This window comes from Bacteroidota bacterium (assembly GCA_013360915.1).
GTDB lineage: Bacteria > Bacteroidota > JABWAT01 > JABWAT01 > JABWAT01 > JABWAT01.
In genome coordinates this window covers 1-17361 of sequence record JABWAT010000016.1, presented here as the reverse complement: position 1 = coordinate 17361, position 17361 = coordinate 1, and the positions used below count along the sequence as shown (strand labels likewise).

Sequence of the window (17361 nt, the reverse complement as noted above, 5' to 3'; positions counted from 1 at the left end):
CCAATGAAAACGAGTTGGATTGCAGGGTTACTGATCGCAGGATCGCTGCCGCTGATGGCACAGAATCCCAATCTGGGAACGGCCGGCGCCACGTTTCTGAAACTTCCCACCTCGGCCCGCGAGGCCGGTCTGGGGCAGGCCGCGGTATCGTTGATGAACGGTGCCGAAGCGGTTTTTGTCAATCCGGCCGGGCTGGCTTCGGTGAAGTCGGTGTCGGTCTTTGCCGGTTACACGCCGCTCTGGGCCGATGTCCACGTCAGTCACTGGGCAGCCGCCTGGAATCTTGGCGACTGGGGAGTCGTGGGCCTTTCGGCTATTCAGCTGGGCATGGATGACATGGAAATCACCACCGAGTTTGAACAATCGGGTACCGGACGGTACTTCGGGGCCTCCGATCTGATGACCGGCCTGTCATGGGCGCGCGATTGGACGGATCGTTTCTCTGTCGGGGGAACGGTTAAGCTGATCCACCAGAAAATCTGGAATGAATCGGCCACAGCCGTGGCGGTCGATCTGGGCACGGTGTATCACGTCGGATTCCGCAACATGGTCATTGCCATGAGCATGCGTCATTTCGGGTCGGATCTGAAACTGGAAGGGTCCGATCTCGGCAAATCGGGTCGTCCCGATCCGGCCGGATACCCGGGTTCGCGTCAGGTCGATGATTATTCAACCAACGGGTACCCCCTGCCGCTGTTCTTCCAGGTTGGAACCAGTCTGCGGGCGTGGGAAATGCCCGGTCATCTCACCGTGGATGTGGCCGCTGAAGTCAGTCATGCCAATGACAATGACGAAATGATCTACACGGGAACCGAAATCGGTCTTCATGATTTTGTCACGTTCAGGGGCGGATATGTGTTTAACGACCCCGATCGTTCCTGGTCGCTGGGCGGCGGATTGAAGTTCACGTACTTCGGCTTCGGATTCCGGATGGATTACGCCTGGTCCGATCATGAATATCTGGAACCGGTCAACCGCATGGGAATTGGTCTCGATTTCTGACCGATGAGAGGGTTGGCGGTCGTTTGTTTATTGCTGCTGCCCTTTCTGGGGAAAACCCAGCCGGTATTGGTTCTGGCCGGCGGCGGGACCGAAGGTTCTGTCGGATCCAAATCGGCCTGGTCCTATCCGCTCTACAGTGAACTGATCCGGAATGGTGACCGGACTGGAGATGGCATCATCCGTGTAGCGGTTCTGACAGCTTCCACTCCTTCTTCGGCCTCCGATACGGCCTGGATGCCCTCCTATTTCAGGTGGATCGGAGAAACCCTCGGCTCAACGGTTCAGTCTTTTGCGCTGGTCGTTCCAACCCGTCAGGCAGCCGGTGATCCGTCCCTGACCGGCCGGATGGTCCATTGTGATGCGGTCTTTATCCGCGGCGGTGATCAGGGCGTTTATTATGATCAATGGAACGGTACCGCTCTGGAGGACAGCATCCGTGCGGTGTTCCTGCGTCAGGGAGCCATTGGCGGAACCAGCGCCGGGGCCATGAGTCTGGCAGAATTTTGTCTCTCGGGCGGAAAGGATCTTATTTCTCTGGATGTGTTGCAGGATGCCCGGACCTCCTATCTGGAAGATGCCTCTGAAGGACCCGGATCCTCGGGGATTCATTCCGACTTTTTATCCCTGCTGCCCGGGTTCTTTGTTGATACGCATTTCACCGAAAGGGGACGGCTGGGAAGAACGATCGGTGTGCTGGCAAAGGCCATGGAGGATGCCGGCCGGTCCGACCTGAGAGCCATCGGACTGGAACAGAAAACCGGCGTGGTGATCAGACAGGATACGCTTCACGTTTACGGAACCGGTGAAGTCAGTCTCATCAGTCCGACCCCCGATACTCAGATAAGGCGGACAGCCAAACGACCGCTTTGGGCAGCCAATCTTCGTCTGGACCGGCTCACGCATGGCTGGAAATATGTGATTTCCTCCGGTTCACCGGTCACTCTTCCGCTTCCTGACGGGATGACTGATCTGCCGGTCTTTCCGGGAGGGCAGCCAGCCCCGGGACCGCTTCAGATCGATGGCAGTCAGGCGGGTCATCAATCCCTTTTTGCGTGGTCAGGTGCCATTTATCCGGCCAATTATTCGCTGATGGCGGGTTCCTCTCCCGGTCTGTGGCCCGGTTCTGCCGGATTCACAGATGCCTCTGCTTCCTCTTCCCGTGCCGATAAACAGGAAACCCTCTTCAGGGTCCTGTATGACAAACCGGCTGCGTTGGGTGTGCTGGCGTTCAGGGGCAGTCGTTTGGAAATCCGCACCGGTCAGCCAGACCGTCTGATGGTGACAGCAGAACCGGGTTATACCACCGCCGCCGCCATCTTCATTGATTTGTCTTCCGCCACTCAGTCGGGACTGTCGCCCTTTCCCAGCAACTGGGCGACCTCGGGCGGATCCCTGAAGACAACCGCGTTCATCAACGCCCGGCTTCATGTCCTTGCTGACAGCGACAAGCCGGACCGTGGTGTCTGGTTTGATCTGATTGCTCAGAAACCGGAAGGTGGCATTCTCACCACAGTGACTGATGATACATACCCCTCGTCCTTCGAAATGGGCCATCCGTATCCCAATCCCGCCAATCCGGTTACCCGGGTGCCTTTCCGTTCCTCAAAACAGGTTACCCTTACCCTGACCGATCTGCTCGGACGTCAGGTGCAGCAGTGGAAACAACCGCCGGGGTCCGCCGATCTGCTGCTCGATCTCTCCGGATTTGCCACGGGTGTTTATCTCCTGCATGCCACGGACCATCAGGCAGAAACCGTTACGCGGCGGGTAATCCTGCTCCGGTGATGCACTTTTCCTCTGTTGAAAATCCCACAAAAACAGGTGACTGCCCCGTTTCCGGTTGGTTTCCCCTGCTTTCATTTTTACTTTTTTCAGCCAAATCCCTGAAAACAGTCAGGAAAGCCTGCAGGAACCGCTCAGCGGCTGGTCATTAACAGCCAGCAACCGGTCAAGTCGCCAGGTGATTCCGGTCGTGGTGGTCAGCCATTCGGCACCCTCCCGGGCATCGAGACGACTGATCACAATGTGGTGGATTTCAGGGTCCCCGGTCGGTCCGGCCACAGTCAGCTGAATGGGGGTCTTATGCATGGCAAAGACCTCGAGCTGGTCGTACCAGGAACAGTTGATCGATTGGTAAGGGTCTTGGTTCATTAATCTGGTTTTAACAGAAAAATCGACAGGAAACCGATTTGAAACAAACAGCCATCGTCTGGTTCAGAAATGACTTGCGGTTGCATGATCATGAACCACTCGTTCGCGCCATTGCCGATGGCTATCAGATTCTGCCCGTGTTTATCTGGGAAGACCGATGGCAGCATCAGTCTCCGAACGGATTTCTCCGCATGGGATTTCACCGTCGCCGGTTTCTTTCGGAAAGTGTGCACGATCTGAAGCGCGGACTCACCAAACTCAACTCCAACCTGATGTATGTGTCGGGATCGCCGGTGCGGGTGCTGACCGACCTGATTTCGCAGTACCGGGTGTCTGCATTGTACTTCTACCGGTCCCCGCTCCATGAAGAACAGGCCGATGAACAGGCCCTCATCGATTCTCTGGGATCCACCCTTTCCATCTGCCGTTTCTGGGGCCAGTCGCTGATCCATCCCAATGATCTGCCTGTGCCGCCCGACCAGCTGCCCGATCAGTATACCGCTTTCCGCGAACTCGTGCTTGGAAAGGTACCCATCCGGCAAATGGAAGAGATGCCCTCCACCATTCCCACCATCGATACACCTTACTGGGGATTTATTCCCGAATCCCGGACGGCTGCCCGAACCCGCCTGACCGGTGGCATGACAGCCGCCTGTCACCGCGTGGATGACTGGGTCTGGCGGGGTGATTATCTGAAATCGTACAAGGAAACCCGGAACGGTCTGACGGGAATGGATTATTCCTCGAAATTTTCTCCCTGGATGGCCCTTGGCTGTCTGAGTGCACGGCAGATCGAGTTTACCATCAGCCGGTATGAAAAGGAACGCGGAGAAAACGATTCCACCCGCTGGATGCGGTATGAACTGCTCTGGCGCGATTTCTTTTTCTTCATGGCCATGAAACATCAGACCCGGCTTTTCCGGCTCACCGGATTGAAGGGCCGGCCGGTTAAACCCGACCTCAATCCCGAACTGCTCACCAGTTGGGTGACCGGGAATACAGGGATTCCCCTCATCGATTCGGCCATGCGCGAACTGGCTGCTACCGGTTACATGAGCAACCGGATGCGGCAGGTAACGGCTTCCTTCCTGGTCCATGACTTAAAGCAGGATTGGCGGGCTGGTGCCGAGTGGTTCGAAGCGCAGCTGATCGATTACGACGCCTGCAGCAATTATGGCAACTGGCAATACATAGCTGGCGTGGGGAACGATCCGCGTCCCGACCGGGTGTTTAACGTGATGAAACAGGCCCGTGAGTACGACGGCAAGGGTGAATTTGTTTTCAAATGGATTCCCGAAGCACGTCATCTCGAAGGATCCATGATTCATGATCCCGCCTCCTGGAAACTGATCCCCAATTACCCGCCTCCTGTCGTGGTGATAGCGGAATAAGAGTTGACACTCAAAAGTCACCCTGCGGAGCAAACCAAACTGGCAGGTTTTTGCAGAAGTTGCGGAAAAGGCAGAATAAACCGGGCCCCTCGATATCCGTCAAAGCCGGACCGGGGTCACCCGCCAATACAAAATCCAATTCCCCGGATTTTTGTCTTTGCCGACATCGGCCGATCGGCGCAGTGAGAATCGAAGGGCCGCAGAAAACAGTTGCTGTCTGAGTCCCGCGAAGCGGGGCGAGTTCAACTGTTTTCCGGCCCGGAGTGCCACGAACAAGCCATAGATCGGGCGGTCGGCCTCGCTGTTTTGATTACTTTTTCAGCTGAAAAAGTAATCCTGCGGAGCAAACCCAACTTGCAGGTTTCTACAATAGTTGTGGAAAAGGCAGAATAAACCGGGCCCCTCGATATCGGTAAGAGCAGGACTTTCAGCAATTCTCCCTGCGGTCGAATCACTCGGGGACCGGGGAATCGGTCATCGAGTGACGAACGGGGAATCGGTCATCGAGTGACGAACGCAGTGAGTCGTATCGAGATGACCAGTTGGGATTCACATGGTGATTTTAAAATCAAATATCACCGGGCCCCTCGATAATCCTCATCCGGATGGCTTCGAGCGGTCATTGAGCGCAGTCGAAATGCAGCCCCCGGATTCGGCACTCGGGGACCGGGATTTTCATCACCCATCGCTTGTTTTGGCTGATCACTGGTCAATGTCTGCGAAAAACGGGCAACAGTTGGAGTTGATTTGATGGAATTTCAGCCGTGTAGCGGTGGCATCTTATCCGGTGCTGGCAAATCAGGTTTGTGACTCAATGTTGTACGGACGAGATGTCAGGGCTACGCCCCTCAATTCACTTAACATGGCGCATTGAAATCTACAAAGATGGCAGGGCTACGCCCCTGAAAATGCGTTCCCGGATTTTCAGTTCACCAATCACGGGTATTTTCTCGTCACGCGTCACTCGTCACGGGAAAAACCCTTGGCTTCGACTCCGCTCAGCCACCGGGTTTTTCCAATCACCAATCACCAATCACCAATCACCCCTTAAGGTGCCAGTCGCTCGAGAAACCACTGACCGTCTGACTGACGGAACCGCAGCCGGTCGTGAAGCCGGTTCGGACGTCCCTGCCAGAATTCCACTGACGAGGGAATGACCCGGTATCCGCCCCAGAAATCGGGTAAGGGAACTTTCCCTTCCTGAAACTTCCGCTTCATGTCATCCCATTTCTGTTCAAGCAAAGACCGGGTGGTGATCACCGAGCTTTGAGGCGAAACCCAGGCCCCAATCTGACTGCCGTACGGCCGCGAGAGAAAATACTTTACCGATTCGGCGGTGGTGACCTTTTCAACCCGTCCTTCAATACGCACCTGACGTTCCAGCTCCGGCCAGAAAAAGAGCAGCGCTGCACGCGGATTCCCGGCCAGTTCTTCCGCCTTCCGGCTGGTGTAATTGGTGTAGAACACATAACCCTTCCGGTCGAAGCTTTTCAGAAGGACAATTCGTGCGGAAGGGAAGCCGTCTGCAGTGGCAGTGGCCAGCGTCATGGCATTGGGTTCGGGGATTCCGGCCGACAGTGCCTGCTGAAACCAGTCATCAAACTGATCAGTGGGATCCGGTCTGATGGAGGATTCGGACAGGTCAGCCTTCGTGTACGATTGGCGCAGGGCCGCCAGCTGGTCCTGATCCATCAGGCTTTTGCTTCCTTTGGTTTCCAGAACATCGAGCCCACAAACAAACCAAGCAGAACCGACCAGAAAATGGTCTTGTAAACCCAGTGTGCAGGAAGGGCTTCAGGTAATATCGAGAGGGATGGATGGCACAAGGTGATAATGGCCAGTTTAAGTCCGATCCAGCCCACAATCAGATAGGCTCCCTGTTCCAATCCGGGGAAGCGTTGCATCAGGCCAATGAAATATCCCGCCACAAACCGCATGGTTACAATGCCCAGAATTCCGCCAGTCACCACCACGAGGAAACGACCCCCATCCATGCCGCCGATGGGTGCCCAATCGGTGGGCGGAAGCGAATAGACCAGCGCCACAGCCGCCAGAATGGAGTCGATAGAAAAAGCGATGTCGGCGATTTCCACCGAGACCACCGTTCCCCAGAACGATTTGGTCACGCTGGGCTTCTTATTCAATTCATCGGTGTGGGAAGGTTTCAACAGGTGGCTGAGCGCTATGTAAAGCAGATAGACGGCCCCGACGGCTTGTGCCTGCCAGACCATGATCAGCCAGGAGGCCAGTAAAATGGCCACAAACCGGAAGAAAAAGGCACCCCAGATCCCGTAGGTTAAGGCTTTCTTCTGTTGTTCTTTGGGTAAGTGCTTGACCAGAACCGCCAGAACCAGCGCATTGTCCGCTGAAAGAAGTCCTTCCAGAATGATGAGAATGAATATGGTCCAGATATATTCGAAAGCCATGGGTTGGGTTACTCCTGTGCCCGGGCATCGGAATATCCCAGGGATTTTTCGTAGTCTTCTTTGTACTGTCTGATCGATTCAAAAATGGCATCGGCAATCTTCTGCTGACCATCCTTCGAGGCAAGAAACTTCTCTTCATTGGCGTTGGACAGGTAGCCGGTTTCTACCAGAATACTCGGCATGCTGGGTGTCCATAAAACCATGAATCCGGCCTGCTTCACGCCGCGGTTGTCACGCTTGGCCATGGAGGCAATGTTGCGGGTGACCTTCATGGCAATCTTTTCGGACTGCTCCAGAAAGGCCGATTGGGCCATGGAAAGCAGGATCAGGTTTTCCTCGGTGAAGTTTTTATAGTCTTCCTCGTAATTTTCCTCTTCGAAAATCACGTTGTTTTCACGACTGGCCACTTCCATGGCATCGTCGGTTTTGTGCAGACCGAGGAAATAGGTTTCAACGCCATCGACCGACCGCTTCTTGTTCGAATTGCAGTGAACGGAAACGAAGAGTTTTCCCTTGGCTTCATTGGCGATTTTTCCCCGGCGGGAGAGGGAGACGAAAAAGTCATCATCGCGGGTGTATACCACCTTGATATCTGGAAACTCCTTTTTCAGGCGGGCACCGAGTTTCTTCACCACACCCAGGGTCACATCCTTCTCCCGGGTACCCTTTTTGCCAATGGCACCGGGATCCTTGCCGCCATGACCGGCATCGAGAACGATCACATCAAGCGCCCAGCGTTCCCGTAAATGCGGATCGTTGTTTACCGGAACGGCCTGAACCATGGGTTCCAGACGGGTTGAATCGGCCCGCTTCCGAACCGACATAAGCAGTTCTGCCTCCTTGCGGTTGTATTCAATATCCACCCCGGTTACTTCCTGCGGATTCACCTTCACCATGAGTTGCAGCGATCCGTTTGGCAGGGGACGTGCCTGAACCGACCGCACCAATCCGGTGGGCTGGGTCTTGTTGATGGCATCCACATCGGCCTGAATATCCACCAGCGTGAGGTAGTTCATTCCCGACTCATCGGTGCGGTTCTCGAAATCAGCGAGTGGTTTCAGCAGGGGAATCCGGACCAGCGTTCCGTTGGTCTTTTCCTCGATGAGCAGACTGTTGAGATCGAACATCCGTTCCCGGATGAGCAATTGACTGGTACCGGTTTGCTCCACATAGCCTTCGATGGTACGGGAAAGAATGGCCGTCCAGACGGTGAGCGGTATCTGGTAAACGCCATCGGCAGGGGATAGCAGTCCGGGACACTGAATGACCACCGGGGGAGTGCCGCCGGTGAGCGATTCGAGGACAAGCCAGGGATTTCCGGACTCAATTTTCAGCTGATGCCGGGAAAAATAGATCTGAAGCACCCGGGTGGATGGGTTGTAATAGGTGCGCAGATTAAGCGAATTGGCCAATTCCTTGGTACCAATCCATGCTTCGTCGGGTTGGGTATGACCGGGCAGACGCAGCGTTTGGGTACCCGATCGCTGAATCCACTTGATTTCCACGGGACCGGCCATCAGGGAGGTGGTCAGTGCCAGGAAGAGAAGCCCGGGAAGGAGGACACTTCGGGGCATTGGTCTTTCGGTTAGTTAACGGTAATTGGTAAACTGAAGAGGAAAGGCAAGGTCCTTTTCCTTCAGGAGCTTAATGACGGCCTGCAGGTCGTCTTTGTTTTTTCCGGTGACACGAACCAGATCATCCATGATCTGAGCCTGAACTTTCACGCCGGAATCCTTGATCACTTTTGTGACTTCCTTGGCTTGTTCCTTATCCAGTCCGGAAATAAGTCCGAAACTCTGACGGGCGGTGCCAAGACTGGCGGTTTCCACTTTTCCGGGAACCATGGACTTAATGGAAATGCCGCGTTTGATCATGCGGGACTGAAGAATATCGACCACGCTGGTCAGTTTAAACTCATCAGCCGTATGGATCGTCAGCTTTTTATCCTTCTTGTTGAAATCGATTTCCGTTTTCGAATCCTTCAGGTCATACCGTGTCTGGACCTCTTTCATGGTCTGATTGACGGCATTATCCATTTCCTGAAAATCCAGAACCGATACGATGTCGAACGAGTTGGAAGCGGCCATGTTTAACCTGTTTGTTTGAAAAAAGGGCAGAAAACCTGATATTATGCAAAGGTAGGCCGATCCGGCCGGTATTTCAATTTAACTGACGCATCCGACCCCCCATGAGTTCCGACCCCAGACAGATTCTGCTGATACGGTTATCATCGCTGGGTGATGTGTTGCTCACCACGCCGGCCATTGCTTCGCTGAAAGCCCGCTTTCCCGATGCCTCCATCCACTTTCTCACCCGCAAGCCTTCAGAAGCTCTGATCCGCCACCATCCGGCCATTGACCGCATCTGGATTTACGAGGAAAACGAAACCGCCCGGCGCCAGCAGGTGCAGTCCCTGAAAGCCATCGGATTCGATGTGGTGGTCGACTGGCAGGTGAGTTTGCGAAGCCGTGAATTCCGGTCGGTGGCCCCCCGGCGGCTCACCTTCAGAAAACATCTGGTGAAACGATTTCTCCACGTGCGGTTGGGAACGCCTCTGCACATCGATCCGGTCCCGGTGCGGTACCTGAAGACTCTGGCGCCGTTGGGCGTGACCGACTCGGGGGATGGACTTCGTGTGGACCGGCCCCGTCTGCTGAGCGACCGGATGGAACGGGTCTTTACGGATTGGAAGGGAACGGGCAGAGGTCCGGTGTTTTTTATCGCAGCGGGTGCCCGGCATTTCACCAAACGCTATCCGGTCGAGTACACCATCCGCCTCATGACCATGCTGCTCGAACTGCAGCCCTTTGCGCGGTTCATCCTGCTGGGCGGCGCCGATGAGATGGATCAGGCGTTTATCATCAAAAAAGCCTTTCCCGATAATCAATTGGTCTGGAATGCCGTTGGCGGATTTTCCATCCCCGAATCGCTGGCGCTCATGAGTCACTGTCAGGCCGGATTTTCCAACGATTCCTTCCTGATGCATGCTGCCACAGCCTGCCGGATTCCCGTGGTGGCCTTTTTCGGCTCAACCACGCTTTCGCTCGGATTTGGTCCGTTCCGTTCACCCGCACTGGTGATTGAAGACCCGTCGGTTTCCTGCCGTCCCTGCAGTCACATCGGCCGTCATGCCTGTCCGAAGGGACATTTCAGGTGCATGATGAATCTGGAACCCGAAACCGCGTTTCCCGCCATCTATGACTTTCTGCTCGGGCATCTGAACGCAGGGAAGCAAGCATGATCCACCTGATTTTTCTGATCTACAACCTGCTCATCACGCCGCTCTGGCCGATTATCCGGCTGATCCTGACGCTGACCGATCCGAAATTCCGCTCATCCTGGAAGGAACGGCTGACCACACCTGAACGGATCGCCCGTCTGCGGAAAGAAAAGGGAGCCGGGACCCCGGTTTTGTGGATTCATGCCGCCTCGATGGGGGAGTTTGAACAGGCACGACCGGTGATTTCCGAGGTGAGACGGCGGCAAATGCCCTGTCTGATCGTGGTCACATTTATGAGTCCATCGGGCTATGAACCACGAAAGTCTTACCCCGAGGCCGACCTGGTCTGTTACCTGCCGGTGGATACCCTGTGGCATGTTGAAGCCTTTTACCGCGAACTCAGACCTGCCACCGGACTCATCAGCCGGTACGAATTCTGGCCGAATCTGCTCATCCGGTCGGCGGCGGCCGGTATTCCGCTCATTCTCATGAACGGGAGTCTGAAGGCCGAACATCCGTATGGAACGTGGTACGCCTCCTGGTTTTATAAACCGCTCTTCGGACGGTATTCCCGGATCCTCACCGTGAGTGATCACCACACCGCCATGTACCGGGCGTTTCTGGGACAGGATGCACCGGTCACCACCGCCGGAGACACCCGATACGATCAGGTGCTTGCCCGTGCGGAGTCCACCGACGCGGACATGGAATTTCTTCGCGATCCCACCCGGCTGACGCTGATTCTCGGTTCTGCCTGGCCGGCTGATCTCACGCTCTGGCTGTCGGCCATCCGTGCCCTGCCAGCCTCTCTGCGTGAACGGTTACGGTTGTGGGTGGTTCCGCATGAAATCCACCCGGGAGAGGAGAAACAGGTGACCGCTGTCTGGCCGGAAACCACCTTGTCTCTATGGTCAGCCGGACCCGATCCCGCTGCCACTGTTCTCTGGGTGGATGTGATGGGTCGTCTGATGAAGCTGTATGGTCTTGGTGATGCGGCTTACGTGGGAGGCGGATTCGGTGTTCACATTCATAACATCCTCGAACCGGCCGTCTGGGGAATTCCCGTCTCGCACGGACCGAGATACAGCAAAAGTCCGGAAGCCATGGACATGCAGCGCAACGGCCTGACGACCGTGATTTCCACGCCCGCCGATGCCACCGTCTGGCTCACCCGCCTGCTTGAAGATCCCGCCTTCCGCCAGACCACCGGCACTGCCACCCGCGATTTCATCCTGAACTACCGCGGCAGCACCACCCGCATTGTGGATGTGCTGAGGGACATGCGATAAAAAGGGGATCTAAACGCAAGGACAGCTAAGAATTCGCCAAGACCGCAGAGGTTCCTGTATTAAAAACAAAAAAACCTTTGCTTTCTCCTTGTATTTCTCTTTGCGCTCTCTGCGGTGTAAGTATTTGATTCCGCGCCTTTGCGTTTAAATGGATTTAGACCCTCGTTTCCTTAACTTCGCCGGATACCATCCGAACAGGGAGTCTTTATGAAAACCGCCGTTATCGGGGTCGGTCATCTGGGTAAACTGCATACGAAGATGTATGCGCAACTGCCATCTTCCGAGCTGATCGGGGTGTATGATGTCAATCAGGAACAGGCACAGACGGTAGCCGGAGAGTTTAAAACCCGCGCCTGGTCCTCCATGGAGGATCTGATCAGAGAAGCAGATGCCATCAGTGTGGTGACATCCACCCCGCACCATCACGACGTGGCCATGAAGGTCATCGCGGCTGGCAAGCACCTCTTTATCGAAAAACCCATCACCACCACGCTGACCGAAGCACGTGCCGTTATCGACGCCGCCCGGTCTGCTGGCGTGACCCTTCAGGTCGGACATATTGAACGATTCAATCCGGCTGTGCTGGCGCTGGAGAAGTACGACATCAAACCCATGTTCATCGAATCGCACCGGCTGGCCCAGTTTAAACTTCGCGGCAGCGATGTAGCCGTGGTTCTCGATCTGATGATTCACGACATCGACATCATCCTTCACCTCGTCCGGTCGCCGGTCACCCGGGTGGATGCCAATGGGGTGGGGATCGTTTCGGGAAGCATCGACATTGCCAACGCCCGGTTGCAGTTCGAAAACGGCTGCGTGGCCAATGTGACAGCCTCCCGCATCAGTCAGCGACCCATGCGGAAAATGCGGATCTTTCAGGAAAATGCGTACCTCTCGGTGGATTTCTCGGAAGGAAACTGTGAAGTTTTCCGGCTGGCCTCTCCCGATGAACCGTCGGGCGGATTGGCCATGATGCTCGGGCAGATCGATGTGGGTCCGGTCAAGCGGAACATCGTCTATGAGCAACCCGAAAAGCCCGATGTGAACGCCCTTTCCTGGGAACTGGACCGGTTTCTGAAGGCAGCCGCCACAGGTACCGAACCGCCTGTCACCGGCGAAGATGGCTACCGGGCGCTTGAAGTCGCCCAGATGATTATCAGGGAAATTCAGACCAATCTGAAAAAAATCGCGGTGGTCTGACACCTGCCGCCGACCAAACACTCAAAACAAAGGACAACGGCATGCTGACCCTCACCAGTGAACAACTGGAAAAGGCCATCCGGCGCGATCCGGAAACCATTACCCTGATCGTCAGAAAAACGTCGGGGCCGCTGTATAACATCATTTATCAACTGGTGAAAAACCGGGAAGATGCCGAAGACGCTTTACAGGAAACCTACATCAGAATGATGAACAATCTGGCCGGATTCCGGGGCGATTCCCAGATCACCACCTGGCTGTACCGGATAGCCACCAACACCGCTCTGGAAAAAATCAGACGGAATCAGTCGAAGAACGGGCATCAGGATTTCAATGATGAAGAGTTTCAGGAAGTGACCATTACCAACCGGCATGCTTTGGATCAGTTTAACCCGGAAGATGCCATGCTCAGCCAGGAATTCCGCGACGTGCTGAACCGGTACCTGCAGGAATTGCCCGAGAAAACAAGACTGGTGTTTATCCTGCGTGATCAGGAGAACCTGTCGCTCGAGGAAGTAGTGGCGGTTACCGGTGATTCGGAATGGTCGGTGAAGGGAAGATTAAAACGGGCCCGGTCTTTTCTGCGTGAAAAACTGGCCGCTTATATGACAGAAGGAGCCGTGCGTTATGACTCATGAACACATTCAGGACGACTGCCGGCGGATTATTGACGAAATGTGTGAGCGCATGGGTGAAGACATGACCTCGCCGCATTGCCGCGAACTGATGAAGCATGTCGAAGACTGTCCGGACTGCAAAGCGTATCTGCAAAGCCTGAAGAAAACCGTGAAGGTGTTTCATGAGTCGAAGGTGAGTTTACCGCTCGAGGTTCAGAACCAACTGCTCTCGACCTTGCTCGCTCACCGGGGCTGAGGCTCGGTGGGTCGCACCGGTAACCGGATAATGACCTCGGTCCCAACCTGCTCCTCCGAGTTGATCCGGATGGTGCCGTTGTGCAGATCCACAATCCGTTTCACAATCGAAAGACCCAGACCCGATCCGCCCGTGGCCCGTTGCCGGCTGTTATCCACCCGGTAAAACCTGTCGAATACCCGGTTGATGGCTTCTTTCGGAATCCCGATTCCCTGATCGATAATGCGGATGACCGACCAGTTCTGATCGGCTTCGGTGAAGACCTGGATGGTTCCGCCCGGATTCGAATATTTCACTGCATTGCTGATCAGATTCTGAATCAATTGTCTGAAAAGGTGATCGTTCACAAATGCTTCAATGGGCGATGTCTGGTAAGAAACCGTGAGATTGCTCGAGTAAATCTGCGGGGCCAGATTGTCAATTTCTTCCTGAATGATCGGACCCAGATCGACCAGCTTTCGCTGCAGATTCCCATACGGCGGCTCGGAACGCGCCAGGAACAGCAGGCTCTTCACGGTATCCATCAGCCGCTGGCTTTCACTGCGCAGTTTCCGAAGGGTTTCCTCATACTCGGCCACCGTCCGCTGCCGGCGTAAGATCACATCGGTGTTTCCGATCATGGCGGTTAACGGGGTCAGCAGTTCATGGGAAGCATCGGCCGTGAAATCGCTGATTTTCCTGAAACTATCCGACAGACGGTCCAGCAGGTTGTTCAGCGTTTCCGATATCATGCGTATTTCCACCGCTTCCTTTTCAAGAACAGGAAAACGGAGTCCGGCCTGAGGGGTCTGAATCTGTTCGGCCACTTTTAAAATCTGGTCGATGGGTCTCAGCGCCTGACGGGTAAGGTAAAATCCGATCAGCACCGACATGAGCAGGCCAAAGGGCACGCTGTAAATCATCCAGTTTTTAAGCCAGCTTAAGAAACTGGTAATGCGTTTTTCAAAGGCACCGATCTGAATCCAACCGCGGAACGCACCTTCTGACTGATAGGGGAGGTACAGCAGGTAAAATGGCTGACCATCGTAGGTGATGATGTCAATGTGCTGTCTGAAGGTGGAGGCGCCGTCGGTCTCGACCGGGAGCGATTGCCCGGTCTGAACCAGATTACCCGACCGCATAAGAACCGCCCCTTTGAAGTCGATGACCTGAACCATCAGGGAAAAGTCAGAAACCGTGTTATACTCGAGCTGATTCCAGAGAAAGTCGTTGGTAATGGATGGCTGCGACTGTGTCCAGTTGAGGGTTTGGGCGAATTCACCGGCCTTGACGGATAGTTGCGTATTCATCTCGTCGGTGATGGCCCAGCGCACCACGTAATAGTGAACCACTGCAAAGCCAACCACCAGAATGGCCAGCAAGGTGGTATACAGAAGCGTGAGCTTCAGCCGCAGACTCATGCCAGACAGGGGATTACTCCTCGGTCCTGAGAACGTAACCCATGCCGCGTACCGTATGAATCAGTTGCGGAAGGTCGGGTGTCAGTTGCAGTTTCTGGCGCAGATACGTCACGTACACATCAATAAAGTTGGTGTTGGTATCGAAATTGATATTCCAGACGGCCTGTGCAATATCGGCCCGGGAAAGCACCCGCTCGGGATTCCGCATGAAATACTCGAGCAGCATGAATTCCTTCGCCGTCAGATGAAGCACTTTCTCGTTCCGGGTGACGGCTTTGCGTTTCAGATCCATGGAAAGATCGGCAAATTGAAGCAGTTCAGTGGTGGCACCCGGCGATGAGCGGCGGGTGAGTGCCCGGATTCGGGCAATGAGTTCTTCGAAGGCAAATGGTTTGGTGAGATAGTCATCGGCGCCCGAATCGAGACCTTCAACCCGGTTTTCCACCGAGTTCATGGCCGTCAGCATGATGATGGGGGTGGTGATGCCCTCATTTCTGAGCGATTTACAAACCTCGAGACCGGTAATGCCCGGTAACCGCCAGTCGAGAACGATGCAATCAAAATTCGGATCGCGGCCCAGCGATTCTCCTCCCGGTCCGTCGCCCACCACGGTGACATCAAAACCTTCCTCGATCAGTCCGCGTTCGATAAATTCCCGGACGGATACTTCATCTTCAACAACCAGAATTTTCATTCATCCTCCCAAAATTGCACCCAAAAATACACGATAACTTTCCAATTTGCAGACAAGGGCCGTTCTGACCGGCCGGGGCGTTGTATTTTTGCCGGATGGACCCATTGAAGCACCCCCCTTTACCCGGCTGGTTCGGCCGGATTCCCAAGGCTGAACTGCATCTGCATCTGGAAGGTGCCATTCCGCATGATTTCCTGATTCAACTCGCTGAGCGGAATGGAGCCGATGTGAACAGTCTGCTGGCCGGTTTCACCTACGAGAATTTTACCGCCTTTATCCGCCAATGGATGCGGGTGATCGGGCAGTTCCGGCAACCGCAGGATTTTTCGGAACTGGTGGTCCGGGTGGCTGACCAGCAGGCCGCCCAGGGAATCCGGTACACAGAAGCCTTTTTTTCTCCGTTCGATTATACAGATGGTCGTTTTTCGGCCGAAACAGTGACGGAAGCCATCCTCGATGGGGCCCGGACCGTTAACCGTGAAGGAAAAACAACCATCCGGCTGCTGGCAGATATCGTGCGCAATCATGGTGGGGAGTCGGCGGTTACCCGTGTGGATCGGTTGCTTCCGTTGATGGGGGAAGACCTGATCGGAATCGGACTCGGGGGATCAGAAGCAGGCTTTCCGGAAGAAGGATTTGCGGCGGCTTTTCAGCGGGCCCGGTCAGCCGGATGCCGGGTGGTGGCCCATGCCGGTGAAACAGCCGGCGCCGATCGGGTGGAAAAAGCCATCCGCCTGCTGGGTGCCGAACGGATCGGTCATGGCATCCATTCTATTCAGGATCCCGGGGTGCTGTCTCTGCTTTCTGCCCGGAACATTCCGCTCGAAATCTGCATCACCAGCAACCATCAGACCGGTGCATGGCCCGCTGGCGAGCCGCATCCGGTTCACCGGTTATTGGCCGCAGGTGTGCCGCTGACATTAAACACCGATGATCCGGCCTTTTTCGGGACAACACTCGCCGATGAAGCCCGGTTGTTTCTTCAGACGGGAGGTTCGGAATCCGACCTGAAAATCCTGATGCTGAATGGGTGGCGGTACTCGTTCCTTCCGGAAACCGAAAAGCAGACGTGGCTCGGGTTGGTGAAGGAAGGAATGAGCTGATAATCCAGAACACCCTCACTTCACCAGTCTGGTTTGTGAAGCTGTTTCAGATGAAAGCCGGTAGAAATACATACCACTGGCCAGACCTTCTGCGTGAAAAGTTACCGAATACCGTCCAGCCGGATGATACCGATTCTCAAGAATCCTGATCCTCTGCCCCATCAGGTTATAGACAGACAGCTCATAGATACCTGGTTGACCGATGGAATAGGCAATGGTGGTTTGCGGGTTGAATGGATTGGGATAATTCTGCCCCAGTGTATAGGTTTCTGGCCTGGAATAATCGTTGATTCCTGTGTAGGTATCGCCTTCCCGGATGACCAATCGCTGATTGGCAGGAACGTTCAGCAGGGTATCCCGCATACCTGAAGGCCATAGAACGATAATCGAATCAACGACCGTTCGGTGACGCAATCCAAAATGTTCCATATAGCCCTTAAAAGGATCATTTCTGTATTCCCTTGCTTGTCGCCACCAGAATCCGCCGGTAGTATCAGTATTTACCAGAATAATCTGGGCGCCGATGGGTGTCCGGGCACTGGTGGTTCCTTCAAGCCAGATCTGTATCCAATTTGCATCTCCATTGGATTGATCTAATTCATTGCGATAGAT

At 54.8% G+C, this 17361-nt stretch carries 17 protein-coding genes; 9 read left to right on the top strand and 8 right to left on the bottom strand.

What is annotated here, in order from left to right; genetic code table 11:
- The first annotated feature begins 3 nt into the window (after positions 1-3).
- Both HUU10_13110 and HUU10_13105 read left to right on the top strand, forming a co-directional pair.
- A complete protein-coding gene (locus tag HUU10_13110; protein NUQ82546.1) occupies positions 4-1002 on the top strand; it encodes a PorV/PorQ family protein in 999 nt (332 codons plus the stop codon).
- A gap of 3 nt (positions 1003-1005) precedes the next feature.
- Entirely contained in the window at positions 1006-2787 is a 1782-nt protein-coding gene (locus tag HUU10_13105) for a T9SS type A sorting domain-containing protein (protein ID NUQ82545.1), read from the top strand.
- A 108-nt stretch (positions 2788-2895) separates the two neighbouring features.
- On the opposite strand, the gene HUU10_13100 is transcribed toward HUU10_13105, so the two are convergent.
- Complete coding sequence (locus HUU10_13100; GenBank protein ID NUQ82544.1) at positions 2896-3153, bottom strand: hypothetical protein; 258 nt, start codon at positions 3151-3153, stop codon at positions 2896-2898.
- 38 nt (positions 3154-3191) lie between these two features.
- Here HUU10_13100 and HUU10_13095 point away from each other — a divergent pair, with 38 nt between their 5' ends.
- The gene (locus HUU10_13095; GenBank protein ID NUQ82543.1) at positions 3192-4544 is read left to right on the top strand and encodes a DASH family cryptochrome; all 1353 of its coding nucleotides are present in this window, start codon (positions 3192-3194) and stop codon (positions 4542-4544) included.
- 1047 nt (positions 4545-5591) lie between these two features.
- On the opposite strand, the gene pdxH is transcribed toward HUU10_13095, so the two are convergent.
- The 4 genes from pdxH to HUU10_13075 are packed head-to-tail and all read right to left on the bottom strand — an operon-like array spanning position 5592 to position 9057.
- Positions 5592-6236, bottom strand: a complete 645-nt coding sequence (gene pdxH, locus HUU10_13090) for a pyridoxamine 5'-phosphate oxidase (protein NUQ82542.1) — start codon at positions 6234-6236, stop codon at positions 5592-5594.
- A complete protein-coding gene (locus HUU10_13085; GenBank protein ID NUQ82541.1) occupies positions 6236-6970 on the bottom strand; it encodes a TerC family protein in 735 nt (244 codons plus the stop codon). The genes pdxH and HUU10_13085 overlap by 1 nt, the downstream gene beginning before the upstream one ends.
- 8 nt (positions 6971-6978) lie before the next feature.
- On the bottom strand, positions 6979-8544 hold the full coding sequence (locus HUU10_13080) for an N-acetylmuramoyl-L-alanine amidase (GenBank protein NUQ82540.1): 1566 nt from the start codon (positions 8542-8544) through the stop codon (positions 6979-6981).
- A 15-nt stretch (positions 8545-8559) separates the two neighbouring features.
- Positions 8560-9057: a YajQ family cyclic di-GMP-binding protein gene (locus tag HUU10_13075; protein NUQ82539.1), complete on the bottom strand. Its 498-nt coding sequence runs from the start codon at positions 9055-9057 to the stop codon at positions 8560-8562.
- A 101-nt stretch (positions 9058-9158) separates the two neighbouring features.
- Here HUU10_13075 and HUU10_13070 point away from each other — a divergent pair, with 101 nt between their 5' ends.
- From HUU10_13070 to HUU10_13050, 5 genes are all read left to right on the top strand, one after another.
- The gene (locus HUU10_13070) at positions 9159-10211 is read left to right on the top strand and encodes a glycosyltransferase family 9 protein (GenBank protein ID NUQ82538.1); all 1053 of its coding nucleotides are present in this window, start codon (positions 9159-9161) and stop codon (positions 10209-10211) included.
- Entirely contained in the window at positions 10208-11479 is a 1272-nt protein-coding gene (locus HUU10_13065; protein NUQ82537.1) for a hypothetical protein, read from the top strand. The genes HUU10_13070 and HUU10_13065 overlap by 4 nt, the downstream gene beginning before the upstream one ends.
- A gap of 207 nt (positions 11480-11686) precedes the next feature.
- Positions 11687-12679, top strand: coding sequence for a Gfo/Idh/MocA family oxidoreductase (locus tag HUU10_13060; GenBank protein ID NUQ82536.1), 993 nt, complete (start codon positions 11687-11689; stop codon positions 12677-12679).
- A 41-nt stretch (positions 12680-12720) separates the two neighbouring features.
- The gene (locus HUU10_13055) at positions 12721-13317 is read left to right on the top strand and encodes a sigma-70 family RNA polymerase sigma factor (protein NUQ82535.1); all 597 of its coding nucleotides are present in this window, start codon (positions 12721-12723) and stop codon (positions 13315-13317) included.
- Positions 13307-13552 (top strand): hypothetical protein, encoded by a 246-nt coding sequence (locus HUU10_13050; GenBank protein NUQ82534.1) that lies wholly within the window; start codon positions 13307-13309, stop codon positions 13550-13552. The genes HUU10_13055 and HUU10_13050 overlap by 11 nt, the downstream gene beginning before the upstream one ends.
- Here HUU10_13050 and HUU10_13045 read toward each other — a convergent pair.
- On the bottom strand, positions 13540-14952 hold the full coding sequence (locus HUU10_13045; protein NUQ82533.1) for a hypothetical protein: 1413 nt from the start codon (positions 14950-14952) through the stop codon (positions 13540-13542). The two genes, HUU10_13050 and HUU10_13045, sit on opposite strands and share 13 nt — an antisense overlap.
- A gap of 13 nt (positions 14953-14965) precedes the next feature.
- Entirely contained in the window at positions 14966-15646 is a 681-nt protein-coding gene (locus HUU10_13040) for a response regulator transcription factor (protein NUQ82532.1), read from the bottom strand.
- A gap of 104 nt (positions 15647-15750) precedes the next feature.
- On the opposite strand from HUU10_13040, the gene add reads away from it, so the two are divergent.
- Positions 15751-16749, top strand: a complete 999-nt coding sequence (add, locus tag HUU10_13035) for an adenosine deaminase (protein ID NUQ82531.1) — start codon at positions 15751-15753, stop codon at positions 16747-16749.
- Positions 16750-16764: 15 nt separating this feature from the next.
- Here the strand turns inward: add and HUU10_13030 are convergent.
- The coding region (locus tag HUU10_13030; GenBank protein ID NUQ82530.1) for a T9SS type A sorting domain-containing protein at positions 16765-17361 on the bottom strand (597 nt) is incomplete at its 5' end.

What these genes read in the sequence shown, in the direction of transcription:
- HUU10_13100 (NUQ82544.1), bottom strand. Translation starts at nt 3,153, where the DNA reads ATGAACCAAGACCCTTACCAATCGATCAACTGTTCCTGGTACGACCAG.
- HUU10_13045 (NUQ82533.1), bottom strand. Translation starts at nt 14,952, where the DNA reads ATGAGTCTGCGGCTGAAGCTCACGCTTCTGTATACCACCTTGCTGGCC.
- HUU10_13065 (NUQ82537.1), top strand. Translation starts at nt 10,208, where the DNA reads ATGATCCACCTGATTTTTCTGATCTACAACCTGCTCATCACGCCGCTC.
- HUU10_13085 (NUQ82541.1), bottom strand. Translation starts at nt 6,970, where the DNA reads ATGGCTTTCGAATATATCTGGACCATATTCATTCTCATCATTCTGGAA.
- HUU10_13110 (NUQ82546.1), top strand. Translation starts at nt 4, where the DNA reads ATGAAAACGAGTTGGATTGCAGGGTTACTGATCGCAGGATCGCTGCCG.
- HUU10_13060 (NUQ82536.1), top strand. Translation starts at nt 11,687, where the DNA reads ATGAAAACCGCCGTTATCGGGGTCGGTCATCTGGGTAAACTGCATACG.
- HUU10_13075 (NUQ82539.1), bottom strand. Translation starts at nt 9,057, where the DNA reads ATGGCCGCTTCCAACTCGTTCGACATCGTATCGGTTCTGGATTTTCAG.
- HUU10_13080 (NUQ82540.1), bottom strand. Translation starts at nt 8,544, where the DNA reads ATGCCCCGAAGTGTCCTCCTTCCCGGGCTTCTCTTCCTGGCACTGACC.
- pdxH (NUQ82542.1), bottom strand. Translation starts at nt 6,236, where the DNA reads ATGGATCAGGACCAGCTGGCGGCCCTGCGCCAATCGTACACGAAGGCT.
- HUU10_13040 (NUQ82532.1), bottom strand. Translation starts at nt 15,646, where the DNA reads ATGAAAATTCTGGTTGTTGAAGATGAAGTATCCGTCCGGGAATTTATC.
- HUU10_13105 (NUQ82545.1), top strand. Translation starts at nt 1,006, where the DNA reads ATGAGAGGGTTGGCGGTCGTTTGTTTATTGCTGCTGCCCTTTCTGGGG.
- HUU10_13055 (NUQ82535.1), top strand. Translation starts at nt 12,721, where the DNA reads ATGCTGACCCTCACCAGTGAACAACTGGAAAAGGCCATCCGGCGCGAT.
- HUU10_13050 (NUQ82534.1), top strand. Translation starts at nt 13,307, where the DNA reads ATGACTCATGAACACATTCAGGACGACTGCCGGCGGATTATTGACGAA.
- HUU10_13070 (NUQ82538.1), top strand. Translation starts at nt 9,159, where the DNA reads ATGAGTTCCGACCCCAGACAGATTCTGCTGATACGGTTATCATCGCTG.